Here is a 22,412-nt window from a genome sequence, read left to right as displayed (position 1 = left end):
GTTCCTCCCCGCCCCGACCGCCGCCCGCGCGGCGGTGATCGGGCCAGGGTACAGAGGCGCCCGGCCGGGTCCGGCGGGGGCCGGTCAGCCCCCGAGATAGACCTGGAGCTCCTCGTACCGGCGGGCCGCCATGTCCTCCGGCGTCCCGGCGAGGGCGACGTCGAACGGGGTGCCGCAGATCCAGTCGCCGAAGACCGAGACGAAGTGGGTCAGCCCCTCCTCCTCCGGAGAGTTCTGGAAGGAGCGCGAGTGTCCGCCGATCCGGACGCCCCAGTGGTAGGGCGTTTCGAGGAGGCGGTTCAGGACCCTGCGGAACTCCTCCAGTGCCTCCAGGCCCGAGGGGGCCCGTTCCATGAACTCCTTCGCGAGGGGGAGGCTTTCCCAGTCCTCGTCGAAGCTCCGCACGACCACGGCATGAAGCGGCTTCGGTTCGTGGACGGTGACGTCCCAGGTGTCTCCGTCCTCGTCGGTGATCCGCGGCCCCCGCTCGACGGTCTCGGAGCCGGCCGGCACGTACCGCACGGCGGCGGAGCTGTCGGCGTCCTCGATGTCGGCGAACACCAGCAGGTGGCCGTCCTCGGGCAGTTCGATGTCCAGGGCGTCCCTGGGCAGGGCGGCGCAGTCGATGGTGACGATGTGCGCCTGCCAGCCAGGCCACGTCATGTCCTCGGGCATCCGGGGCAGTCCGCCCATCCTGGCGGCCGGCGGAGCGCTCTCGTCCTCCTCCGGCACACCCCAGCACAGGTGGATGGAGGGTCGCGTCCGGCTCAGGATCTCCTCGGCCACGGGGCCGGGCACACCGGTCTTGCGTATGAGGTCGTCGATGGCTGTCCGCAGTGTCGATTCCATGATCGGGAGTGTGCCGGACACCGCTGACAGCGGTGCCCGGCACCTGCGGACCGGCCGGAGCGGGCGCCCGGTTCAGAAACCGACGGACCCCAGCGCGCCCAGGCCGACGTCGGCGTAGGAGTGCTTGCCGGAGACGAAGATGTTGACGCCGTAGTAGTTGAACAGCCAGCAGCCGAAGGCGAGCAGGGCCAGGTAGGCGGCCTTGCGGCCCTTCCAGCCGGCGGTGGCGCGGGCGTGCAGGTAGCCGGCGTAGGCGACCCAGGTGATGAAGGACCAGACCTCCTTGGGGTCCCAGCCCCAGTAGCGGCCCCAGGCGTCGCCGGCCCAGATGGCGCCCGCGATGATCGTGAACGTCCACAGCGGGAAGACGGCCGCGTTGACCCGGTAGGCGAACTTGTCCAGCGAGGAGGAGGCGGGCAGCCTCTCCAGGAACGAGGTGGCGAAGCTGCCGGGCTTGCCGCCGTTCGCGAGCTTGTTCTCGTAGGCGTCCTTGAACAGGTAGAGGATCACGCCGACCGCGCCGACGTAGAAGACCGCGCCGCACAGGATGGCCGTGGAGACGTGGATGTACAGCCAGTACGAGTGGAGGGCGGGGACCAGCTGGTCGCTCTCGGTGTAGAGGACGGTGACGGCCAGACCAAGGTCGAGGAGGACCGAGGTGGTCAGGAACAGGCCGAGCCAGCGCACGTTCTTCTTCAGCGCCAGCAGCAGGAGGTACACGCCGACCGCGGTGGTGGAGAAGGTGATGTTGAACTCGTACATGTTGCCCCACGGCGCCCGCTCCACGGACAGCGCGCGGGTGAGCACGCCGCCGAGGGCGAGGGCGAACGCGAGCACGGTGAGGGAGATGGCGATCCGTCCGTAGAGGTCGCCCTTCTCGTCGCCGCCGTGCGCCCCGGGACCGTCGGGCACGTCGCGGGAGCCGGTGGCGGCGCGCACGACGACCTTCGGCCGCTCCAGTACGGCGGTGCCGCCGGCCTGCTTCACGGTGACGGCCGGCGCCTTCTTCGCCTCCGCCCTCGGGGTGAGGGCGGCGGCGGTGCGGGCGATCTTGCTGCGGCTGCCGAAGGTCCACTCCGCGATGTACGCGAAGAAGGCGAGGGTGTAGACGGCCATCGCGGAGTAGATCAGCACGTTGCTGATCTCCGCGAGGTTCTCGTTGGTCGCTGCGGCCAGATCTGTTGCGGCGGCGAGAGTCATTTCTCAGCCCCTTCGGCAGGTACGGCTTCGGGATCGGTGTCGGTGGGATCGGACGGGTCCGGGGTGGGGTCGGGGGCGCCCGGTGCCCGGTCGTAGAGGATCCCGGCGAGGTCGCCGATCTCCTCGGGGACCTTCGCGGACTCGCTGCGGCCGAGGCCGGCCATCTCGACGACGGTCACACCGTCGTCGCCGCGCACCGCGCGCACCCACACGCGGCGGCGCTGGATGAACAGGGAGCCGGCGAGACCGGCGATCGCGGCGACGGAGCCGCCGAGCGCCCAGCCGCCGCCCGGCTCCTGGACGACCTGGAAGCCGGCCCACTCCTTGATGTCCTTCTCGAAGGTGACCGAACCGGCGCCGTCCGGGAGCGTCATGGTCTCGCCGGGCATGAGCAGCTTCTTGAACAGCTCGCCCTCGGAGTCCTTGAACTCCTTCATCTTGGTCTTGTCCATCTGGTACACGCTCTGCGGAATGCCGGAGTCGGCCTTCAGGTCGCCGTGGTAGGCGGAGAGCGCGAGCACCGGGTAGTCCAGCGCGGGGAACTGGGAGAGCATCGTGCCGGTCGCGGAGCCGCCGAAGGTGGGCACGAAGAAGGCGTTGAAGCCGAGCTGCTCCTTCTCGCCCTCGGGGTTGCGGTAGCCGTCGAGGACCTTGACCACGCCGGAGGAGGTGACGTTGGCGTCGAGCGGCAGCAGCGGCACGGCGTCCCGGTAGACGATCTTCCCCTTGCCGTCGCGGACGGTGACGACGGGCGCGTAGCCGTGGCTGACGAGGTAGACCTTGGCGTCGCCGATCTCCAAGGGCTTGTTCACCTTGACGAGGGCCTTCTTCTCCTCGCCGCCGGCCCCCTCGGTGTAGGTGAGCTCCGTCTCGTAGGTGCGCGGGGTGCCCTTGTTGGGGCCGGTGCGCTCGTAGGTGCCGGTGAACTCCTCGACGTCGAAGCTGAACGGCTCCAGGTCGTCGTTGGTGAAGAGGTTGCCGGACTTGAAGTCGTCGTACTGGGTGAGCGTGTTGGAGAAGCCGTCGCCCTCGACGATCAGCTTGTTGCCCTCGGACTTGAACAGCTGGCCCCAGCCGAAGGCGGTCAGGATCACGATCAGCGCGATGTGGAAGAGCAGGTTGCCGACCTCGCGCAGGTAGCCCTTCTCGGCGGCGACGGCGTCACCGACGAGGTGGGCGCGGAAGCGGCGTTTCCTCAGCAGCGCGAGCGCGGCCTCGCGGACCTGCTCGGGCTCGGCCCCGGTGCGCCAGGTGGTGTGCGCGGGCAGCCGGGTCAGCCGGCGGGGGGCGCCCGGCGGGCGGCCGCGCAGCTGGCCGACGAACTGCCAGGTGCGGGGCACGATGCAGCCGATGAGGGAGATGAACAGCAGGATGTAGATCGCCGAGAACCACACCGAGCTGTAGACGTGGAACAGGCCGAGCTTGTCGTAGATCGGCGCGAGGACGTCGTGGCGCTCGCGGAAGTCGGCGACCGCCGTCTCGTCGATCCCGGTCTGCGGGATGAGCGAGCCGGGGATCGCGCCGAGCGACAGCAGCAGGAGCAGCAGGAGCGCGACCCGCATGGAGGTGAGCTGGCGCCAGAACCAGCGGGCCCAGCCGATGATGCCCAGGGCGGGCAGGTTGGGCTGCTCCTCGGTGGGCGCGGTGGACAGCTGGGCGCCGGCGGCGCCGAGGTCCCGGTCGTCGGCGGGCTTGGGGGTGTCGTCGGTCGTCGTCTTGCTCATCGGGTCAGATCCCCACAGTGAAGCCGTTGGACCAGGTCTGCATCTCCGCCACGAGGCTGTTCCACGCGCCGGTCAGCAGCAGGAGCCCGGTCGCGATCATCATGATGCCTCCGATGCGCATCACCCAGGTGTAGTGGCGCTTGACCCAGGCGAACGCGCCGAGCGCCTTGCGGAAGGCCACGGCGGTGAGGACGAAGGGGGCCCCGAGTCCGAGACAGTACGCGACCGTGAGGAGCGCCCCACGACCGGCGGTGGCCTCGTTGAACGACAGGGCCGTGACGGAGGCGAGCGTCGGGCCGATGCAGGGCGTCCAGCCGATGCCGAACAGGGCGCCGAGGACGGGGGCGCCGACCAGCCCGGTGGCCGGCCGCTTGTGGAAGCGGAACTCGCGCTGGGTGAGCCAGGGCATCAGGCCCATGAAGAAGACGCCCATGAGGATCATGAGGACGCCGAGCACCTTGGACAGGACGCCCGACTGCTCCTGCAGGGTCTGCCCGAAGTAGCCGAAGAAGGCGCCGCCGGAGACGAACACGGCGGTGAAGCCGAGGACGAACAGGGAGGCGCCGGCGGCCATGCGTCCGCGCCGGGCCTCGGCCAGGTCGGTGCCGGAGATGCCGGTGACGTAGGAGAGGTAGCCGGGGACCAGCGGCAGCACGCAGGGCGAGAAGAAGGAGACGAGCCCGCCGAGCAGGGCGATGGGCAGGGCGACCAGCAGGGCGCCGTTGAGCACCGTGCCGTTGGTGCCCGTCTCGACGGCGAGCGTGTGCAGGGCCGTCACGTCACTTCTCCGCGACGACCGGCTCGAGCATCTCCCGCAGCCGTTCCTCGTCGAGCGCGGTCAGCGACCGGGCCGCGATCCTCCCGTCCCGGTCCAGGACCAGGGTGGAGGGGACGGCCTGCGGGTTGAGCGTGCCCTTCTCGAAGCGGAGCATCAGCTTGCCCGTGGGGTCGTACAGGCTCGGGTAGGGGATGCCGAAGTCCTTCTCGAAGGCGAGGGCGGCCGTGGTGCTGCCGTCCCGCGTGTTGATGCCGACGAACTGCACGTCCTGGTCGGCGTACTCCTTGGAGACCTTGGCGAAGTACTTGGCCTCCGCGCGGCACGGGTTGCACCAGGAGCCCCAGACGTTGAGGACGACGACCTTGCCCTTGTAGTCGGCGACGTCGAGCTGCTCGCCCTCGAGCGTCTTCCCGGAGAGCTCGGGCGCGGCGACCCGCTTGCCCTCGGCGACCGTGGAGATGCCGTCGGTGCCGGTGACGAAGTTGGTGTTGCCGCCCCCGCCCGACGTCCCGCCCGAACCGCACGCGGAGACGAGCAGCGCGGCCACGGCCGCGCCGGCGGCCAGGGCGGCGCGACGGTGGACGCGGAGGGCACGGTTCGAGCTGTGGTCGGCCCCGTTCGAGCGCTGGGGGGCGCGGCTGGCGGCACTCATGTGAAAAGTTTCGCATGTCCGTTCCGGGGATCTTGCGCACCCCCCGTGCGGGCGGAAACCCGCATTTCAGGCGGGTTCGCCGGGGCCCGTTCCGGTCGTGTTCCCGGTGTCCTTCCCGAACGTCTTCCAGCCCCCGGCCGGTTCCCGGCCGACGTCCAGGGTGCGCAGCTTCTCCAGCACCTCCGGCTTCTGCACGTCCAGCCAGTCGGTGAACTGCCGGAAGGAGACGAGCCTCACGTCGCCGCCCTTCTCCTTCTCCCGCGCGATGTGCTTGAGCGCTTCCTCCACGGCGTCCATGTAGATGCCGCCGTTCCACTGCTCGAAGTGGTTGCCGACGAAGAACGGCGCCCGGTTCGTCTCGTAGGCCCGCTCGAAGCCGGATACGTACGCCCGGGTCGCCTGCCGCCGCCAGCCGGGGTGGTGGCGGGCGGGCGCGTTGGTCGAGTTGACCGACTGGTTGGCGAGGATGTTGTAGTCCATCGACAGGACCTCGAAGGAACGGCCGGGGAACGGTATCTGCTGGAGCGGAAGGTCCCATATGCCCTGTTTCCTCGACGGCCAGACCTGACGGCCGCCGGGCGAGGAGGCGTCGTAGCGCCAGCCGAGCTCGCGGGCGGTGGGCAGCAGGTTCTCCTGGCCGAGCAGACACGGCGTACGGCCGCCGACGAGTTCCTTGTCGTAGTCGAAGGGGAGCGGCTCCAGGTCGGTCCAGCCGGAGTTGGTCCGCCACTCCTTGACGAAGGACGTGGCCTGCTCGATCTCGCTGCGCCACTGCCGCGGCGTCCAGGTGCCGACGCTGCCGGAGCCGGCGCAGAAGTGGCCGTTGAAGTGGGTGCCGATCTCGTGCCCCTCGAGCCAGGCACGGCGGAGGTTCTTCAGCGTGTCCTTGATGTGGTCGTCGGTGAGGTAGCCGATGTCGGAGGCGCCGCGCGGGTTGTTCGGGGGGTCGTAGAGCCGCTTCTTCGACTCGGGGAGCAGGTAGAGGCCCGAGAGGAAGAAGGTCATGGACGCGCCGAGCTCCTCGGCGAGGTCCAGGAAGCGCGGGAAGAGGCCGTTGCCGACCTCGCCGGCCCCGTCCCAGGAGAAGACGACGAACTGCGGCGGGGCCTGCCCCGGCTCCAGCGGCACCGGCGCCTCGGGCTGGTGGGGCTGCTCGCCGGTGAAGGAGGTGGAGCCGTCGCCGATCGGGCGGGCCGTCTTCGTCGGCTTCGGATCCGGCTTCGGCGTTCGGGTCCGGTCGTCTCCGCCCGGACGGGAACCACCGGGGCCGCCCGCGTCCTCGTGGCCGCCGCAGCCGGCCGGCAAGACCGCGGCGGCGGCCCCCGCCCCGAGCCCGAGCATTCCCCTGCGGGTGAGACCGCGCATGGCAACCCCGTTCGTCACGTCCTCTGGTGGTCACCCGTTCAGAGGACGCGACGGGGCGGGACGTTCCCGCCGCCGTGCGAGGGTTTCGCAACGGGGTTCGAGCAGGGGCCTTCTGCCCCCCTGCCCGGAAGGCCGTCCTAGGCCCCGAAGGCCTTGCCCTTCCCCTTCACCGGCCTGGCGCCCGCGAGCAGATGCGCGGGGACGAGGTCGCGGGCCGGCTCGCTGTAGCCGACGGAGACGATCCTGTCCCCCCGGTAGGTGAAGGTGGTCAGCGAGGCGAGCGTGCACTGCCGCTTGCGCGGGTCGTGCCACAGCCGCCGCTTCTCGACGTAGGACCGCACGATCCAGATCGGCAGCTGGTGGCTGACCAGCACCGCCTCGTGTCCGCGCGCCGCGTCCTTGGCCGCGTTCAGCGCGCCCATCATGCGGATGACCTGGTCGACGTACGGCTCGCCCCAGGACGGCTTGAACGGGTTGACGACGTGCTTCCAGTTGGCCGGGCGGCGCAGCGCGCCGTCGCCGATGCCGAAGGTCTTGCCCTGGAAGACGTTCTCCGCCTCGATCAGCCGCTCGTCGGAGGCGATGTCCAGACCGTGCGCCTTGGCGATGGGCTCGGCCGTCTCCTGCGCCCGCTCCAGCGGGGAGGCGACGACGTACGTGATGTCACGGGAGGCGAGGTGCTCGCCGACCCGGTCGGCCATGCGCCGGCCCAGCTCGGAGAGGTGGTAGCCGGCGAGACGGCCGTAGAGGATGCCGTCCGGGTTCTCGACCTCGCCGTGCCGCATCAGGTGGACGACGGTGACGTCGTCGTTCTTCTCCGGGGTGCTCACGCCGTCGCCTCCGCTGCCGCTCGGGCCGCCGCCGGGAGGGCGTCGGCGATCCGCTGGACGGCCCGCTCGTCGTGCGCGGTGGACACGAACCAGGACTCGAAGGACGACGGCGGCAGGTAGACGCCGTTCTCGAGGAGCGAGTGGAAGAAGGCGGTGAAGCGGAACGACTCCTGTGCCTTGGCGTCCTCGTAGTCGCGCACCGGCCGGTCGGTGAAGAACACCGAGAACATGTTGGAGGCGTTCTGCAGCGTGTGCGCGACGCCCTCCTTGCCGAGCGCCTCGGTGACGAGGGACTGGATCTGCGCGGAGACGGCGTTCACCTTCTCGTACGCGGCGTCGTCGAGCAGCCGCAGCTGGGCGAGCCCGGCGGCGGTGGCGACGGGGTTCCCGGAGAGGGTGCCGGCCTGGTAGACGGGACCGGCCGGAGCGAGGTGGCCCATGACGTCGGCCCGCCCGCCGAAGGCCGCGGCCGGGAAACCGCCGCCCATCACCTTCCCGAAGGTCATCAGGTCGGGCCGGACGCCGTCGACGCCGTACCACCCTTCCCTGCTGGTCCGGAACCCCGTCATGACCTCGTCGGAGATGTACAGCGCGCCGTTCGCGGCGCACGCGTCCTTCAGCCCCTGGTTGAACCCGGGCAGCGGCGGCACGACGCCCATGTTGCCCGGGGACGCCTCGGTGATCACGCAGGCGATCTCGCCCGGGTGCGCGGCGAAGGCGGCGTGCACGGCGTCGAGGTCGTTGTACGGCAGCACGATGGTGTCGCCGGCCTGGGCGCCGGTGACGCCGGGCGTGTCGGGGAGCGCGAACGTGGCGACCCCGGAGCCGGCGGAGGCGAGCAGCGAGTCGACGTGGCCGTGGTAGCAGCCGGCGAACTTGATCACCTTGGTGCGCCGCGTGAACCCGCGGGCGAGCCGGATCGCCGACATGGTGGCCTCGGTCCCGCTGGAGACCAGCCGCACCTGCTCCAGCGGCTCGATCCGGGCGACCATCTCCTCGGCGAGCGCGACCTCGCCCTCACCGGGCGTGCCGAAGGACGTACCGCGCGCGACGGCCTCCTGCACGGCGGCGATCACCTCGGGGTGCGCGTGCCCGAGGATCATCGGCCCCCAGGAGCAGACCAGGTCGACGTACTCGCGTCCGTCGGCGTCGGTCAGGTACGGGCCGTTGCCCGACACCATGAACCGGGGCGTGCCGCCGACGGCGCGGAAGGCGCGCACCGGCGAGTTCACGCCGCCGGGCGTGACGGCCGCGGCACGGTCGAACAGCGCCTGCGAGACCGGGGCTTCGTATGAATATGGCAGTTCGCTCATGACCTGCGACTTCTCCGACCTTCTCCGACATTCCGGGGGTCCCCCGGCTCCGGGTGCGTATGACGTGTCCAGGGTAGGCCAGGGGCGGCCTGCGGCATCCTGCCCCCGATCGGCCGTGATCTGCGAAACTGGCGTCTGATACACACAGCTCACACGGCTTCGACCGGCCGGAGGCTGCAGGCATCCCGCGGGCAGATGTTTCACCGTACGTTTCGGCGGGCGGCCGTGGGGGAGGTCACTGACACGATGATCGGGTTGCGCGGCGGGGGCCACGCGTCCTAGAAAAGCAGTCGGGTGGAGATATGCATCGCGGTGGCGGACTGGGCGAGGGGACCGATGACCTGGGTCCTCGACGTGCCCGGCGGGGAAGGCACCGACGCGAGGCGGAGGACACGGACGAGACACGGCGGACACACGGTGGACCGGAGCGGATCGGCCCCCTGAGCGGGGCGGGGAGCAGGAATGGTGGTCGGGTGGGGGTGACGTACAAGTACTTCGGCGCGCCGGACGGCGCCACCGCGGCCCGCGTACCGATCTCGATGCGCCCCGAGGAGCTCGGCGGCGACGAGCTCGGCATGAACGGCATGTTCACCAAGATCAAGCCGGAGACCATGGCCGCGATGGTCCTCACGGGCATCGAGGGCGTCCCCCTGCACAAGGTCCCGCCCCTGGAACTGGTCGTCCTGCACCCCGACTACGCGGTCGTGAAACTCCCCATGACGGTCGTCGACCCGCTGCGCGGCATAGGCGAGGAGGCGGTCGGCGCGGCGGCCTTCATCTGGTCGACGGTCCCGGACCGCGGCGGCCCGCGCGACGCGTTCAACGTGTACCGGCTGCTGCACGAGTGGCAGGACTTCAGCCACCGGCTGCACGAGGCGGGGCATCAGGCGTACTGCCTGGTGTGGCCCTGAGCCGGGGTTTCCGTGCTTTCGGGCGGGGTCTTCGACCCCGCCCTCGTCATGTGCGGGGAGAGGCCGTCACACGGCCAGGGCACACGGAGGGCACATGGGCCTCGCTCGGGGCACTGATGTGCCCTGGGGACCGGGCCGCTCGTCCTCGTCTTCCGCCTCGGCTTCCGTGAAGGCGTCGTCGGTCGCCTCGCGGGTGCGGGTCTCGCTGGACGGCAGCGGGTGCGCGCACGTCCGGAGCGTGAGGCCCGGGTCCGAGTGGCCGAGGCCGGACGAGTCGCGTGCGGCGATCGGCAAGGACGTCGTGCTGCCCGGTGAGAGGCGCTGACCGCGGTCACCCCGTGGGGAGCGGCCGCGCGCGTCCGGACCGTCCTGCGGCACGCGCCGCGGCCGGCGGTCGTCGGCCCGGCGAGCGGAAGTGGTCCCGCCGACGGCCCTGGGCGGGCCGCTGGCGGGGCTGCGCCCATGGCCGGCCGTCCCGTCACGTTGTGACAACGGTCCCGCCCGGCGAGAGAACCGGTCGAACCCGGGCCGGGGCCGGCACGTCAAGGTATCGGCACGTAACCTCCGCCCGTCCGACGCGCACCCCACCGGTGACGGCCAGTCCTGGGAGACCCATGCGTACGAACATCACCCGCACCGTCCGCCTTCTCGCCGCACTCGCCGTAGGGGCCGGTGCGGCCGCAGGCTGCGGCAGTGGAAAGGCCGACGATGGCGGCGGGCAGGTCCGGAGCAGCACATCAGAGCCACAGGTGGGGGACCGCGCCCGTCAGGTCGCCGATGCGTGGAACGGCTCCAAGGCCGCCGAGGTGTGGCACGAGGGCTACCACCCCCTGGAGGCAGTGGTCCAACCGCCCGAGAACGGCCTTCGCGGCACGGCCGACAGGAGTGCCTACAGAACCGGGAACCTCGACCTCAGAGGGGAGCTCCCCGCCGCTCCGCGCAAGGCCGGGCGGGTGACGTGGAGGAGCGGGTACTCGATCACCATGCAGGTCATGGGGGCGGAGAAGGCGTATGAGGCCCTGGACCGGAGCAATGGCCCCGGACCGCGCCTCACCGTGACCGGGGCGACATTGGGGGAGATGACGCTGGGCACCAGCCGCGGCCCGGCGACCGTCCCGGCCTGGCTGTTCACCCTGGACGGCTACGACACTCCGCTCAAACGGGCCGCGGTCAGCCCGTCCAAGCTCCCCGAGTCACCGATCGAACCCCTCGGGCAAGAGGTGCCCACCGACGTGCTGGCGCCGCTCGGCGGGTTGGCGAACGTGGCGCGGGACGGCCGGTCCGTCACCGTGGTGGCCACCCACGGATCCTGCGACGACGGCCCCGCCGTGGGCGTGCTGGAGACAAGCGACAGTGTGGTGCTGTCCGCATCCGTCGTGGGGTCGACGGACGGCAACTGTCCCGGCGTGAAACTGAGCGAGAAGGTGACGGTGGAGCTCGGTCGGCCGGTCGGCGACCGTATCGTCCTGGACGCGTTCACGGGGCGGCCGGTGCCGTACGGCGAATGGCCGGGGGCTTCACGAAGCCGGAGTTGAGGCCGTCCCGCGAACGTGTGCCCGCGCCGCATGCGACGGCAGCGCCCGAGTAGCCCGTCGCTCTCGGCGAACAGGCGGTCGGGGCCGGCGTCCGTGTGCCGCACCGCGCCGTCCCCGCAGGGCACGACGCCGGCCGGCACGGTACGCACCCGGCCACGAGCCGCAGCAGCCGCCCGCCGGAGCGTCCTCGGCGGTCACGGCCACTGCTGCGGGCGCGCCGAGCCGGACGAGCCGGGGACCCGGTGCGGCGCAGCAACGGTCGCCGTGCGGGTGGACGGTGCCGCAGGAGTGCTGGACGGGGTCGGTCAGCGGGGCCGGCTCGACGGGCGCCTGGAGGCGTTCGTCGAGGCCCGGGCACAACTCGTCGAGGAGGTCAGGTCGGGGCGGAAGCCGGTCGGGACGATCACCTCGTCCACCGGGTGGGGGCGGCGCCCGTCCTCGCCGACCGGGAACGGGCGGCCGTCGGGGTCACGCTCGATCGCCTCGGTACGGAATCCGGTGACCGCGTCCGCGTGACCGTCGACGACGGCGGCCTTCGCCGCCAGGCCCAAGGCGCCGCGGGTGTGAGCGGTGGCTGGAAAGCGCCCCTCGTGGACAGGCTGGGGACCACCTCTGTGCTCATCGCCCGAAACGGGGTACCCCAGCGGCCCGATTCCCCCTCGTCCCCAGGAGGCACACCCCGTGACGTTCAATCCGCTCGAGCAGCGGGGCATCCCGCTCGACCGTCAGCTGCGCAGCTGGCGTGAGCTGAACGTGGATCCGATCGACCCCGACCACTGCGACCCGTACACCCGGTGCCGGATCATCACGATGAACGGGATCGAGGTGGAGGCGATCCTCTTCAGCCACCAGCTCGCCCGGCACACCGTGGACCCGGAGATCAAGCGGCAGCTGGCCCGGACCCGCTACATCGAGGCGCAGCAGCAGAAGGTCGTGAACTGGCTGCTTCCGGGTGTCTCCTCGGTGCTGGAGACGACGATCGCCTACGAGCAGGTGGCGGTGGACCTGACGGCGTGGGTGGCGCGGATGGAGCCGGACCCGTATCTGAAGCAGGCGTACCAGTTCGGGGTGCTGGAGGACTTCGACCATCTGTACCGGTACGCGAACCTGTACGAGATGATCGAGCACCGCAAGGCCGAGTCGATCGTCGACGACCTGACGGAGGTCATGCCGGGCCGGCCCACCAGGTTCCACCATCGCGATCCGGTCGACAACGTCCGCGACCCCTACGCCAGGGACGAGACGAACCCGCTGTCGAAGCTGCACGCGCTGACGATCATGTCGGCGGAGCAGCAGACGATGAACTTCTACATGAACACCGGCCCCACCTACATGGAGCCGATCGCCCGCCAGCTGTACCAGGAGATCGGGCTGATCGAGGAGGAGCACGTCACCCACTACGAGTCCCTGGTGGACCCCGGTGAGACGTGGTGGGAGCAGCTGGTCAACCACGAGTACAACGAGTGCTACCTGTACTACTCCTTCATGGAGCAGGAGAGCGACCCGAAGGTGAAGGCCGTCTGGGAGCTGCACCTGAACATGGAGCTGGAGCACCTGCACATCGCCTGCGACCTGATGCGCCGGCACGACGGCCGCGACCCCGCCTCGGTCCTGGCGCCCGAGCTGCCCAATGTCCTGACCTTCGAGCCGAACAAGCAGTACCTGCGCGAGCTGCTGGACACCCAGATGGACCTGACCACGCTCGGGGCGGGCTATGTGCGCGAGGCGCACGAGCGGTTCGAGCAGATGCAGGAGGCCATCCACGGCGGCGAGGCGCCGCCCAGCGACCGCGTCATGACCGAGCACGACGCCGTGTTCGGCCGCGAGTACCGCGTGCAGACCGAGGGCGAGCACCCCGACCCGGCCCAGCGCGAGAAGTGAGGGGAAGGCGGAGATGTCCGAGCTGCACACCCCGCACGCCGGGGACGACCAGGCCAGGGACGACGACGTGGTGGCGCTGCTGATGCGCCAGCACGGCGACATCCGCAACCTCTTCGACGAGGTCGAGGCCGCCAAGGGTGAGGAGCGCCGCGGCGCCTTCCGCCGCCTGGTGCGGCTGCTGGCCGTGCACGAGACCGCCGAGGAGGAGGTCGTCCACCCCTTCGCCCGCAAGAGCCTCCCCGGTGGCGAGCAGGTGGTGAAGGACCGTCTCGCCGAGGAGCGGGCGGCCAAGGAGACCTTGTCCGCGCTCGACGAGCTGGACACCGACGACCCGAGGTTCATGCCCCAGCTGCTGAAGCTGCGCAAGGACGTCCAGGAGCACGCGCGGGCCGAGGAGCGCTACGAGTTCACCCACATCCGCCGCAGCACCGACGCGGCCGGCCTCGCCGCCATGGCCAAGGCCGTCAAGGCCGCCGAGGCCATGGCACCCACCCGGCCCCATCCGGGCGTCGAGTCCGGGGCCGAGAACATGGCCCTCGGCCCGGTCGCCGCCCTCATGGACCGCACCAAGGACGCGGTCCGAAAGGCCATGGGCAAGGACTGACTCCGCGTGTCCTGGCCGGCCGGGGCGCTGACCCGGCCGGCCAGGACCGGCTGTTTGTTCCCTGCCTTCGGGGGGACCCTCCGCCCATGAGCGAAAAGCCAGGTCGTCGCCCTACGGGCCGGAACCGGATGCTGTGGCTGCTCGACGCCCTGGAGCGTGATCCCAGGGCGGACGCAGCGATCGACAAGCTCACCAGGAGGGTGCGAGCCCTCCCGCTGGGCCGCGCGCGGGACGCGTTGCACGGCAGGTGGCTGGGACATCCCGTGCACCCCTTGATGGTGCAGGTGCCGATCGGCAGCTGGATGTCCGCCGCCGTACTCGACCTGTGGCCCGGCCGTACCCGGGAGGCCGACCTCCTCGTGGGGGTCGGCCTGGCCGCGGCCGGCCCCGCCGCGTTGGCGGGCGCGGTCGACTGGGCCGAACTCCGCCGGCAGCAGACTCGGGTGGGGCTGGTGCACGCCGTGGCCAACACGGCGGCCGTGGGACTGTACGGCGCCTCGCTCCTGTGCCGCCTCACCGGGCGGTCCGCGGCGGGCCGCGCGTACGGCTTCCTCGGGCTGACGGCGGTCGGCCTGGGAGGCATGCTGGGCGGCCACCTCGCCTACCGGCAGGCTTCCGGCGCCAACCACGCCGAGGAAGTACCGCACGTCGTCAGCGAGGGCTGGCACCGGATCGGCACCGTGGACGAGTTCCCCGCCGGCCGGCCCGTGCGGCGCGCCGTGGACGACGTGCCGGTCCTGGTGGTGCGTGAAACCGGCGGGACCATCCACGCGCTGGCCGAGCGGTGCAGCCATCTGGCGGGGCCACTGTCCGAGGGCACGGTCACCGACGGGTGCGTCGAGTGCCCCTGGCACGGCAGCGTCTTCCGGCTCTCGGACGGCTGGAACGTCCGCGGCCCCGCCACCGCGCCCCAGCCCGCCTTCGACACCCGCGTCGTCGAAGGACACGTGGAGATCAGACTGCGCCGTGAGGACGGGACGGAGAGCCCGGCCGAGGACCGGGCGGCCGGGGCACCGGAGCGGGCAGGAGAGGACGAGGACCGTGGGCGCGGTGTCTGACGGCCGTATCGCGCAGCGGCTGAGGCGACGGCTGCGGCGCACCGAGCACGCCTACTCGGCGGGAGAGGACCGCCCGCTGCGCGGCTACGCGGCGGCCATGACGGCTTTCGGCGTCTACACGGCGGGGTGGGCGGCGGTGGTCGGGATGCGCGGCCGTCCGCTGCCGGACCGGCCCGAGCCCTGGGACGTGGCGCTGACGGCGGTGGCGACGTTCCGGCTGAGCCGGCTGCTGAGCAAGGCGTCGGTGACCAGTCCGCTGCGGGCGCCCTTCACCACCTTCCAGGGCCCCCAGGGCCCGGCCGAGCTGCACGAGGAGGCGCGGTCCGAGGGCGCCAAGGACACGGTCGGCGAGCTGCTGACGTGCCCGTTCTGCATGAGCGTCTGGGTGGCCTCGACCCTCACCGCCGGACAGCTGCTCTGGCCGCGCGCCACCCGCACCGCCATGGGGGCGCTCACCGCGCTGGCGGGCGCGGACGCCCTGCAGCTGACGTACAGCGCGCTGGTGGAGAAGACGACCGGTGAGTGACCGCTTCTCACCCGCCTGACCGCCTCGCGGCGGGGGCGGTGTGGCGGTCATCCGTTCCCGGGGCGGAGGTTCCACGTCGGAACGGCGGCCGTGCGGCCGGTCTCGGCCGGCGCACCGGGCCGACGAGCGGTCGGGCGACCGCCGGCCGGCCGTGCCGGTCGACCGGGCGTCGCGCCTTAGGGCGGCTCCGGAGCGGTCCAGTTGTACAGGGTCATTCCGCCCGGGTCGGTGAGGGCGCCGAAGAGGCCTGCGGCGGAGTACGGGAGGACGGGGGGCAGGGACGCCACGGGGAACCAGCGCAGGGCCGAGCACTTGGCCGGTTCGCGATTGACCGGCTCGCCCTGCCACCGGGTGACGGCGAAGAAGAAGCCGAGGTGTTGTCCGGGCCTCCCGTCGTCGCGGACCGCGTGGACGACGTGCGCCAGCCGGAACCGGTGCTGCGGAACCACGAGGCCGGTCTCCTCGGCGAGTTCACGGGCGGCGGCAGCGGGCACGGACTCGTCCGGTTCGAGTTTCCCGCACGGCAGGGACCACCGGCCGTCTCCGTAGGAGCCGCGGCGCAGGGACAGCAGCACGGTGTCGGCCCGGCGCAGCAGGAGGTGCACGTCGACAGCGGGCGGAGGAGGGACGCTCATGCCGGGACCGCCGAGGGGGAGGGGGGAGACTGGTCGGACAGCAGGTGGCGTACGGAGTCGGGGGCCAGGCGGCGACGGGCCGACCGGACCGCCAGCAGCCAGGCGGTCTCGTCCTCCGGGCCGGTGCCGGTGGCGGTGGTGAACTCGGCGGCAGCGCGGAACGGCCGCCGTCCCGAGGCCTTGGCGAGCAGCGCGGCCTCGATCCAGTAAGCCTCCGCCGTGGCCCGGGCCTCGGCTCCGTGGAACCCCTCCGCCTCGGCCAGCGCCCTGGCCCGGGCCAGCAGGTCGTCGGGGACGTAGTGGCGCAGATCGCGGACGGCGTCACGGATCTCGGTGACCCAGCGGTGGAGCCGTACCTCAGCGGGGGTGGACAGCCGCATCAGGTCCCGGCAGCGATTCAGCGCGGGCGAGAACCCGAGGCCGGGGAACAGGGAACTGGGCGGGTCGAGCACATGATCGGGTACGGCGCGTGCCAGGGCCGACCACAGGGGGTGCAGCGCGCGGAGGGTCCGCCAGGCACGCCACCGGTCGACCGCTGCCCGCGTGGCGGGCACGGCGGCACCGAGCACCAGCAGCGGGAACAGAACGAGTTGCAGGGAGTCGGTGGCCGTCTCCTGGACGGCGGCGAACTCCTCGGTCGGTGGCGAGACGGTGACGATGCCGAGGTAGGCGGTGCGCAGCGCGGCGTAGAGGACCGCGAGAACCATGGCGACGGTCATCATCGTCAGCCCGGCGCGCAGCAGCCGGCGGTGGGCCCGCCGGGCGGCACTGCCCCACTGGTAGGCGCACAGGGCGGCCGCCGATCCCATGTAGAGGTAGAGCACGCCCATGTAGAGGGCGAGACCGGGATCCCCCGCGTGGCCGGTGAGGAAGTGCTCGGTCGGCTCACTGCGGTCGATGGCGAGGAAGAACAGGGCGGTCATCGCGCAGACGGCGACGAGGGAGGCCTTGACGGCCACCCGTACGACGAACCGGGCCACGCGTATGTCGCGGCGCACGGGGCCGTCCTGGGGCGGGGAGCCGTAGATCGCACCGGCGTACCTCAGCAGTGAGCAGATGCCCCCGATGGCGATCGCGTGCTTGAGCAGGCTGGACAGGTCGTTGATCCCGGTCCGCGAGACCAGCTCGATGACCAGGGGGGTCTTCAGCCACCAGGCGGCGGAGAACGCCGCGAAGACCCCCCACAGGGTCCGCCGGTTTCCGCCCCGGAGCGCGGAGGGGAGCCGCCACAGGGCGGTCAGCAGCAGGAGCCCTGCCACCACGTAGGTCAGGGAATCGATCACGGGGACGTCCTTCGGTCTCCTCGGCGGCGGGCGACGGGGTGGGAGAGACTCTCCTCCAGCCGGCCGACCGTGTCCTCGCGCCGCTCCCGCAGGTCGCGAGCCGCCAGCTGGATGAGGTCCGCGAGCATTTCCGCGCGCCGCTCCTGAGGGCTGTCGTAGCTGGTGCGGCCCGTCACCGGCAGCCCCGCGGTGAACCTCGCCACGAGCCGTGGTCCGACGACGGGGAACAGCCTCTGGAGATAGGCGGCATCGACCGCTCCGGCGTCGTCCTCCCAGATGTGCACGAGCTCGTGGAGGATGATCTGGTCCTGGTGGCTCGTGGTGATGCCCCGTTGGAAGAAGACCAGGTCGGCGTCGGTCAGCTTGACCCACAGCCCGCAGGCGCCGTCGGGTGTGCCGGTGCCGGGCGGCAGCGGAAGCAGGATGATCCGGCGGCCGCGGGCCTCCTCGATGGCGCGGACGAACGCGGGAAGGGTGAAGGGGTCGGGCAGGGGCATCTGTGCCAGGTGGCGTTCGCACTCACGGCGGATCCGGCGCAGCGACGGGCGGCGCCTGCGAAGCAGCGGGAACAACCGACATCGGCGGTGGGACATGGTTCTCCCGGTCGGGACTGCCGGACAGCGGAGACGGAGTTGCCCGGGGCGGGCAGGACGGGGCCGTGGGCCGCGAGCCGGAGATGCTCAGGCGCGGCTCTCGGGGGCCGGCAACCCGTTCTGCCTGATCTCGGCCACGACCTCGTTGACATAGGCGAGCATCTCCGCCGAGAGGCCGTCCGCACGGGCGCCCCGGGGTGCCAGCGCGCTGATGTCTCCCGTGTGCAGAGAGGTGAGGAACCTGAGTCCCCCCACTACCTGCGCGGTGATTTCGTCGCTGTGGAAGTAGGCGGGGCTGACGTCGAAGTAGTGGGCCAGGGCCTCGAGCTGCCGGAAGGTCGGGTTGTCCCGGTGCCCGTTGCGCAGCAGCGAGATGTAGGAGTGGGAGATGATCTGCTCCCCGGCCGTGTCATTGATCGTCGCGGCGACCTGACGGTTGGACGGCGGGCTTTCCCCCGGCAGCACGGTGTGCTCGAAGAGATAATTCAACTTGTCCGCCAAGCTGTCCGGCCTGTCATCCTCAACGGTGCCCACGACGCTGAATTCTCCCCTTCCTCATAAACAAATTCCGACCGGTCCAACATCCTAGTGCACACTCCAGTCCGGGAGTAAGTCCCGGACAAAGCGCAAAGGTACACAACGACCCATTCCGGGCACCCTTGTTTTCTCTTCAAGTAATCTCTAGTCATGGCGAGTCATCCTCCCCGTCCGCGCTCCCGTCGATGTTGACTAGCGTGAACACTGTGGGTAGCGTGAGGCGAGCGACGCCCGTGGATCACCGCCTCCGGAGATATTTGGCCAGGTGATCAGTGTCACGGCCACCCAGGACCGGGACCGTGTCCGAACGTCAGGTCTGTCGCGGCATGAAGCGGGACATGCGATGAACGGGGTGAGCCGACGCAGCGTGGCAGCATCGAGAGTCTTCTGATCCTTGACATGACGATGTGGGTGTCGACGATCTGACCAATTGTTGACAGTCGCCTCCCCTCGCCATGCCGCTGCTTACAACGACGGCGTCCACCCATGGATAACGTCAGCAACAAATTCGGGGGAAATTGTGCACCGGAAATCATCCGGGCCGACATCGTTCTGCGGAATACAGGAAACAGATTGCCTCGTGCCTCGCCGCCCCGTTCTGTACGGCGAGTGGTGGACCCCGGGAACGCCGGTCGTCTCGGGGCGCGGGAGAGTGCACGTCTTCTCGGTGGCGGAGGAGGTGCGGGACGACGAGCTGGGCCCTCTGGTGGCCTGGCTGCTGGGGCGGCCCCCGTCCGGGGTGCGGCTCGGCCACGACGGTTTCGGGCGGCCGCGCCTGGACGCGGAGGCGATCGGACTGTCGGTCTGCCGCGATCAGGGCACGCTTCTCCTGGCGCTCGCCGCGGCGGGCTCGGTGGCGCTCAGCGCGGCCACGGTGCCGGCGTCGTTCGGCACGGGGGCGCTGATGCCGTTCACCCGCGCCGAACGGGAGCATGTCGAGCAGGCGCCCGCCGACCGCAGGATGCTGGTGCTCACACAGCTGTGGACCCGCAAGGAGGCGGCGTTGCGGCTGGTCGGGCGGGGCGGGTTCGCCCGGGCCGCCGAGGTGGACGTGCTGGTCGACGGAACGGACGGGAGGGTGGTGGTCCCGGAGACGGGAATGCTCGGGGCCGGGGGAACGGCGTACGTGGGTGATCTGCCCGCGGCACCGGGCACGGTGGCCTCCCTGGCGACGTCCGAACCGGTCGGGGAGGTCATGGTGTGGCAGGTGCGGTGCCCGGTGCCGGTCGGGTCGTGACGGCGCTTCCCGCCGTTCGGGGTTCGCCGATGCCGCGACGGCCGCCCGCGCCTACGGCATGAGGACGAGGTGAGGGTCGGGGCCGGAGGTGTGGCCGGGGTCGCTGAGCTCGCGCCACGTCGCCATCGCCAGACGGTAGGCGCCTGCCGTCTCGTATCCGGCGGCCGCCGCGCGGAAGTCGGCCTCGGCCTCCTCCTCCCGGCCGGCGGCGCGCTGGGCGCGGGCGCGCACGACGGCGCAGCGGGAGCGGTCCAACGGCGGCAGCTCCGGGGAGCCGGGGACGATGCCGACGGCCCGCTCCAGCGCCCGCGACGGGTCGGCTCCGCGCAGGTCCGCCAAGACCTCCAGGGTCGCGAGCCAGGACGAGCTCTCGGGCGTGGCGAGCAGGGCCCCGGCGTGCCTGACCTGTTCCATCAGGGCAGCGGCGGTGTCGTCGCCGGCGTCCAGGGCCAGCAGGGCACGGGCGCGGGTGAGCCTGACGCGACGGGCCACGTCGCCGGAGGGAGCGAGCAGCGCGTCCGCCTCGCGCAGCAACTCCAGGGCCGTGTCCGTGTGTCCGTCGAGGTGGCGGACACCGGCCGCGGCCCACAGCGCGGTCGCCCGCAACTGGTCGGACGCCCCCCGGGACGTCTGTTCCAGAACGGCGTCGGCGAGGTCGCGCGCGCGGTGCCACTCCCCGCTCTCGACGTAGGCGGCCAGCAGTGCCACCTGGGCCTGTCCCCGCTCGGGGCGGGCCGCCTCGAGACCGGCCGCGGCGGCCTGGGCGTTCTCGGCGCAGCGGACGGCCTCGCCCAGGTCCCCCTGCCACCGGAGCAGCCGGGAGAGCTCCGCGGCGACCCAGACGTGGAGCAGCGGTGCCGCACCGGTGAGCGGGTCGTCGACCAGGGCGCGCAGGATCTGCTCCCTGGCGTCGGTGGCGCCGAGGTGATCGAGGACCGCGGCCAGTTCCCAGCGCGCCTCCCAGCCCATCTCGTCGAGACCGCTCTCCGCCGCCTCCTCGATGACGGATTCCAGCCGCCGGCGGGCGGCGGGCCAGTCACCGGCCAGCTGGCTGGACCGCGCGGCCACCAGTTGGCCGACCAGTTCCAGGCGGTGCGTGCGCTGAGTGTCCCCGGCGCTGGGTTCGCAGAGCTTCCCGACGGTCGTACCGAGCCGTGCGGCGATGGTCCGGGCCGCCTTCAGGCTGGGGATGCGGCGACCGCTCTCCACCAGGGAGACGTAGCTCGGGGAGACTCCGTCCCCGGCGAGGTCTCCCTGGGACAGACCCCGGGCGCGGCGGAGTTCCCGAACGCGTTGCCCGAACGAGGGCTGTTCGATCGTCAAGGTTTGCTCGCTGTCGAGTGAGAGGCGAATGGACGAGTTTACTGACTGAGACCCTTGATTCTACAGGTCAAAGTAGCCGCAGCAGGTCGGCTACGAGGAGATGCAGTCGCCTCTTTGCGAGTTTTTGAAGGACCCTTGAGTCATCACTCAGTCAGTTTTAGTCATGCTAGCGTCATCTGTCATGGCAAGCGGTGTGAGCAATCGTCGTCACCGGTGGGGCATCCATGCGCTGCTCGCGGCCGTGGCGGTCAGCTCGACGGGCGAGGCGATGATGATCGTCGCCGTCCCCTGGTTCGTGCTCAGGACCACCGGCAGCGTGGCGCAGACCGGGATCGTGATCGCGATCGGAGCCGTGGCCTCCGGCGTGGTGGGTCTGGTGGCGGGCCCCCTGGTCGACCGCTGGGGGTTCAGGGCGACGGCGGCGCTCGCCTACCTGGTCGGAGGCGCGGGCGCGGCGTGCATTCCGCTGCTGTACGCCGTGGGGGCGCTGGACTTTCCCACTCTGGTCCTGCTGATCGTGGTCGCGAACGTGCTGGACATCCCGGGGACCGCGGCGGTCACCGGACTCGTGCCGGAGCTGGCCGAGGCCGCGGGCATGCCCCTGGAACGCGGGAACGCGCTGCTCAGCGGGGTCCATCAGGTCGCCCAGCTGTGCGGTCCCCCGCTCGGCGGAGCCGGCGTCGCGCTGCTGGGGACCCAGTGGGTGCTGCTGTTCGACGCGCTGGCCTGCGGGCTCGCGGCGCTGGTGATCCTCACCTGGGTCACGGCCGGTCGCCGGGCCCCCTCGCGACACGGCTCCCGCGGAACGTACCTGGCGAGCCTGCGCTCGGGGCTGCGCACCCTGCGGCGGCACCGGCTGCTGCGCACCATGGCCGTCTCGGGCACCGCCTTCAACGCCCTGGACAGCGGATTGGCCGGGGTCGTGCTGGTGACGTACGCGTACCAGCACCTGGGGAGCGCGGCGCATCTCGGCATCCTGCTCACGGCCTTCGCCCTGGGAGCCGTCGTGGGCACCCTCGGCTACGCGGCCGTCGGGCACCGGCTGAACGGGCGGCGGGTCTATCTCGGCGCCGGGTTCGCCGTCGCGGCCCTGGTCGGCGCCCTGGCGCCCCTGCCGTCCCTGCCGGTCGGCGCGGCGCTGCTCGCGGCGCTCGGCGCGGTCGCGGCTCCGGTGGGTCCGCTGCGCACGGGCGCCCTCCAGCGGAGCGTGCCCAAGGGGCAGTACGGGCGGGTGACCGCCGTGGTCGACACCGTCGGGCTGGTCGCGGTCCCCCTCGGAGCCACCGGGACCGTCGCCGTCGTGGGCGCGTTCGGCCTGGGGCCCGCCATCGCCCTGATCGCCGGCGGCTATCTGCTGGTGGTGCTCTGCTGCTCGATGGCGCCGGCGCTGCACGAGATCTGATCCGGACGGTGCGGGCGGGCCGGAGACATGACATTACCGACCTTGACAAAAAATGACTACCGGATGACTCTTAACCTTCATGGACTCTGCTCCGAGGAGGGACACATGAGCGAGCGAACAGCAGAAAGGCGCCCGCGCCGGGAACAGGGATCCGCCGGGCGCACCGCACGTCGCGG

Annotated in this window: 21 protein-coding genes and 2 pseudogenes; 8 read left to right on the top strand and 15 right to left on the bottom strand. The window is 71.4% G+C overall.

Features of this window, described 5'->3' with window-relative positions:
• Positions 1–84: 84 nt before the first annotated feature.
• The 8 genes from ACZ8ZB_RS19400 to hemL form a co-directional block, all read right to left on the bottom strand.
• Positions 85–849: a DUF1963 domain-containing protein gene (locus ACZ8ZB_RS19400; RefSeq protein WP_470738958.1), complete on the bottom strand. Its 765-nt coding sequence runs from the start codon at positions 847–849 to the stop codon at positions 85–87.
• Positions 850–921: 72 nt separating this feature from the next.
• Positions 922–2,049 (bottom strand): c-type cytochrome biogenesis protein CcsB, encoded by a 1,128-nt coding sequence (gene ccsB / locus ACZ8ZB_RS19395; protein WP_470738957.1) that lies wholly within the window; start codon positions 2,047–2,049, stop codon positions 922–924.
• Positions 2,046–3,773 (bottom strand): cytochrome c biogenesis protein ResB, encoded by a 1,728-nt coding sequence (resB, locus tag ACZ8ZB_RS19390; RefSeq protein WP_470738956.1) that lies wholly within the window; start codon positions 3,771–3,773, stop codon positions 2,046–2,048. The genes ccsB and resB overlap by 4 nt, the downstream gene beginning before the upstream one ends.
• Before the next feature lie 4 nt (positions 3,774–3,777).
• Positions 3,778–4,551: a cytochrome c biogenesis CcdA family protein gene (locus ACZ8ZB_RS19385; RefSeq protein ID WP_470738955.1), complete on the bottom strand. Its 774-nt coding sequence runs from the start codon at positions 4,549–4,551 to the stop codon at positions 3,778–3,780.
• A 1-nt stretch (position 4,552) separates the two neighbouring features.
• Positions 4,553–5,203 (bottom strand): TlpA family protein disulfide reductase, encoded by a 651-nt coding sequence (locus ACZ8ZB_RS19380; RefSeq protein ID WP_470738954.1) that lies wholly within the window; start codon positions 5,201–5,203, stop codon positions 4,553–4,555.
• 66 nt (positions 5,204–5,269) lie between these two features.
• Positions 5,270–6,544 carry a polysaccharide deacetylase family protein gene (locus tag ACZ8ZB_RS19375; RefSeq protein WP_470741528.1) on the bottom strand — a complete coding sequence of 425 codons (1,275 nt, stop codon included), beginning with the start codon at positions 6,542–6,544 and terminating at the stop codon, positions 5,270–5,272.
• Positions 6,545–6,705: 161 nt separating this feature from the next.
• Positions 6,706–7,353, bottom strand: coding sequence for a histidine phosphatase family protein (locus tag ACZ8ZB_RS19370; protein ID WP_470741527.1), 648 nt, complete (start codon positions 7,351–7,353; stop codon positions 6,706–6,708).
• A 41-nt stretch (positions 7,354–7,394) separates the two neighbouring features.
• On the bottom strand, positions 7,395–8,711 hold the full coding sequence (hemL, locus tag ACZ8ZB_RS19365) for a glutamate-1-semialdehyde 2,1-aminomutase (protein WP_470738953.1): 1,317 nt from the start codon (positions 8,709–8,711) through the stop codon (positions 7,395–7,397).
• 302 nt (positions 8,712–9,013) lie between these two features.
• Between hemL and ACZ8ZB_RS19360 the strand changes: the two genes are divergently transcribed.
• Entirely contained in the window at positions 9,014–9,622 is a 609-nt protein-coding gene (locus ACZ8ZB_RS19360; protein WP_351996516.1) for a hypothetical protein, read from the top strand.
• A 66-nt stretch (positions 9,623–9,688) separates the two neighbouring features.
• Here the strand turns inward: ACZ8ZB_RS19360 and ACZ8ZB_RS19355 are convergent.
• A pseudogene (locus ACZ8ZB_RS19355) lies at positions 9,689–9,895 on the bottom strand (site-specific integrase); the annotation flags it as partial.
• Positions 9,896–10,236: 341 nt separating this feature from the next.
• On the opposite strand from ACZ8ZB_RS19355, the gene ACZ8ZB_RS19350 reads away from it, so the two are divergent.
• Positions 10,237–11,157 carry a hypothetical protein gene (locus ACZ8ZB_RS19350; protein WP_470738952.1) on the top strand — a complete coding sequence of 307 codons (921 nt, stop codon included), beginning with the start codon at positions 10,237–10,239 and terminating at the stop codon, positions 11,155–11,157.
• On the opposite strand, the pseudogene ACZ8ZB_RS19345 reads toward ACZ8ZB_RS19350, so the two are convergent.
• A pseudogene (locus tag ACZ8ZB_RS19345) lies at positions 11,140–11,822 on the bottom strand (hypothetical protein); the annotation flags it as partial. The gene ACZ8ZB_RS19350 and the pseudogene ACZ8ZB_RS19345 sit on opposite strands and share 18 nt — an antisense overlap.
• Before the next feature lie 16 nt (positions 11,823–11,838).
• Between ACZ8ZB_RS19345 and ACZ8ZB_RS19340 the strand changes: the two are divergent.
• From ACZ8ZB_RS19340 to ACZ8ZB_RS19325, 4 genes are all read left to right on the top strand, one after another.
• Entirely contained in the window at positions 11,839–13,038 is a 1,200-nt protein-coding gene (locus tag ACZ8ZB_RS19340; RefSeq protein WP_470738951.1) for a hypothetical protein, read from the top strand.
• Between the two features lie 13 nt (positions 13,039–13,051).
• Entirely contained in the window at positions 13,052–13,642 is a 591-nt protein-coding gene (locus ACZ8ZB_RS19335) for a hemerythrin domain-containing protein (RefSeq protein WP_470738950.1), read from the top strand.
• An 86-nt stretch (positions 13,643–13,728) separates the two neighbouring features.
• Positions 13,729–14,700, top strand: coding sequence for a Rieske (2Fe-2S) protein (locus tag ACZ8ZB_RS19330; RefSeq protein ID WP_470738949.1), 972 nt, complete (start codon positions 13,729–13,731; stop codon positions 14,698–14,700).
• Positions 14,693–15,226, top strand: coding sequence for a DUF1360 domain-containing protein (locus ACZ8ZB_RS19325; protein WP_470738948.1), 534 nt, complete (start codon positions 14,693–14,695; stop codon positions 15,224–15,226). Before ACZ8ZB_RS19330 ends, ACZ8ZB_RS19325 begins: the two co-directional genes overlap by 8 nt.
• Before the next feature lie 176 nt (positions 15,227–15,402).
• Here ACZ8ZB_RS19325 and ACZ8ZB_RS19320 read toward each other — a convergent pair whose 3' ends face one another.
• The 4 genes from ACZ8ZB_RS19320 to ACZ8ZB_RS19305 form a co-directional block, all read right to left on the bottom strand.
• Complete coding sequence (locus ACZ8ZB_RS19320; RefSeq protein ID WP_470738947.1) at positions 15,403–15,861, bottom strand: NUDIX domain-containing protein; 459 nt, start codon at positions 15,859–15,861, stop codon at positions 15,403–15,405.
• Positions 15,858–17,144, bottom strand: a complete 1,287-nt coding sequence (locus tag ACZ8ZB_RS19315; RefSeq protein WP_470738946.1) for an MAB_1171c family putative transporter — start codon at positions 17,142–17,144, stop codon at positions 15,858–15,860. The genes ACZ8ZB_RS19320 and ACZ8ZB_RS19315 overlap by 4 nt, the downstream gene beginning before the upstream one ends.
• Positions 17,141–17,641: a toxin gene (locus ACZ8ZB_RS19310; RefSeq protein WP_470738945.1), complete on the bottom strand. Its 501-nt coding sequence runs from the start codon at positions 17,639–17,641 to the stop codon at positions 17,141–17,143. Before ACZ8ZB_RS19310 ends, ACZ8ZB_RS19315 begins: the two co-directional genes overlap by 4 nt.
• A gap of 183 nt (positions 17,642–17,824) precedes the next feature.
• Positions 17,825–18,238 (bottom strand): helix-turn-helix domain-containing protein, encoded by a 414-nt coding sequence (locus ACZ8ZB_RS19305; protein ID WP_470738944.1) that lies wholly within the window; start codon positions 18,236–18,238, stop codon positions 17,825–17,827.
• 616 nt (positions 18,239–18,854) lie between these two features.
• Between ACZ8ZB_RS19305 and ACZ8ZB_RS19300 the strand changes: the two genes are divergently transcribed.
• The gene (locus tag ACZ8ZB_RS19300) at positions 18,855–19,511 is read left to right on the top strand and encodes a 4'-phosphopantetheinyl transferase family protein (protein ID WP_470738943.1); all 657 of its coding nucleotides are present in this window, start codon (positions 18,855–18,857) and stop codon (positions 19,509–19,511) included.
• Between the two features lie 51 nt (positions 19,512–19,562).
• Here ACZ8ZB_RS19300 and ACZ8ZB_RS19295 read toward each other — a convergent pair whose 3' ends face one another.
• Positions 19,563–20,834 carry a helix-turn-helix domain-containing protein gene (locus tag ACZ8ZB_RS19295; RefSeq protein WP_470738942.1) on the bottom strand — a complete coding sequence of 424 codons (1,272 nt, stop codon included), beginning with the start codon at positions 20,832–20,834 and terminating at the stop codon, positions 19,563–19,565.
• A gap of 181 nt (positions 20,835–21,015) precedes the next feature.
• On the opposite strand from ACZ8ZB_RS19295, the gene ACZ8ZB_RS19290 reads away from it, so the two are divergent.
• Positions 21,016–22,236: an MFS transporter gene (locus tag ACZ8ZB_RS19290; protein WP_470738941.1), complete on the top strand. Its 1,221-nt coding sequence runs from the start codon at positions 21,016–21,018 to the stop codon at positions 22,234–22,236.
• The last annotated feature ends 176 nt before the right edge of the window (positions 22,237–22,412 follow it).

It is taken from the genome of Streptomyces sp. 12E, from assembly GCF_055633275.1.
This window is presented reverse-complemented; position numbering and strand designations above follow the sequence as displayed.

Coding starts and splice junctions, on each gene's coding strand:
- ACZ8ZB_RS19400 (WP_470738958.1), bottom strand. CDS start 849: ATGGAATCGACACTGCGGACAGCCATCGACGACCTCATACGCAAGACC.
- ccsB (WP_470738957.1), bottom strand. CDS start 2,049: ATGACTCTCGCCGCCGCAACAGATCTGGCCGCAGCGACCAACGAGAAC.
- resB (WP_470738956.1), bottom strand. CDS start 3,773: ATGAGCAAGACGACGACCGACGACACCCCCAAGCCCGCCGACGACCGG.
- ACZ8ZB_RS19380 (WP_470738954.1), bottom strand. CDS start 5,203: ATGAGTGCCGCCAGCCGCGCCCCCCAGCGCTCGAACGGGGCCGACCAC.
- ACZ8ZB_RS19375 (WP_470741528.1), bottom strand. CDS start 6,544: ATGCTCGGGCTCGGGGCGGGGGCCGCCGCCGCGGTCTTGCCGGCCGGC.
- ACZ8ZB_RS19370 (WP_470741527.1), bottom strand. CDS start 7,353: ATGCGGCACGGCGAGGTCGAGAACCCGGACGGCATCCTCTACGGCCGT.
- hemL (WP_470738953.1), bottom strand. CDS start 8,711: ATGAGCGAACTGCCATATTCATACGAAGCCCCGGTCTCGCAGGCGCTG.
- ACZ8ZB_RS19360 (WP_351996516.1), top strand. CDS start 9,014: ATGCATCGCGGTGGCGGACTGGGCGAGGGGACCGATGACCTGGGTCCT.
- ACZ8ZB_RS19350 (WP_470738952.1), top strand. CDS start 10,237: ATGCGTACGAACATCACCCGCACCGTCCGCCTTCTCGCCGCACTCGCC.
- ACZ8ZB_RS19335 (WP_470738950.1), top strand. CDS start 13,052: ATGTCCGAGCTGCACACCCCGCACGCCGGGGACGACCAGGCCAGGGAC.
- ACZ8ZB_RS19330 (WP_470738949.1), top strand. CDS start 13,729: ATGAGCGAAAAGCCAGGTCGTCGCCCTACGGGCCGGAACCGGATGCTG.
- ACZ8ZB_RS19320 (WP_470738947.1), bottom strand. CDS start 15,861: ATGAGCGTCCCTCCTCCGCCCGCTGTCGACGTGCACCTCCTGCTGCGC.
- ACZ8ZB_RS19310 (WP_470738945.1), bottom strand. CDS start 17,641: ATGCCCCTGCCCGACCCCTTCACCCTTCCCGCGTTCGTCCGCGCCATC.
- ACZ8ZB_RS19290 (WP_470738941.1), top strand. CDS start 21,016: ATGGCAAGCGGTGTGAGCAATCGTCGTCACCGGTGGGGCATCCATGCG.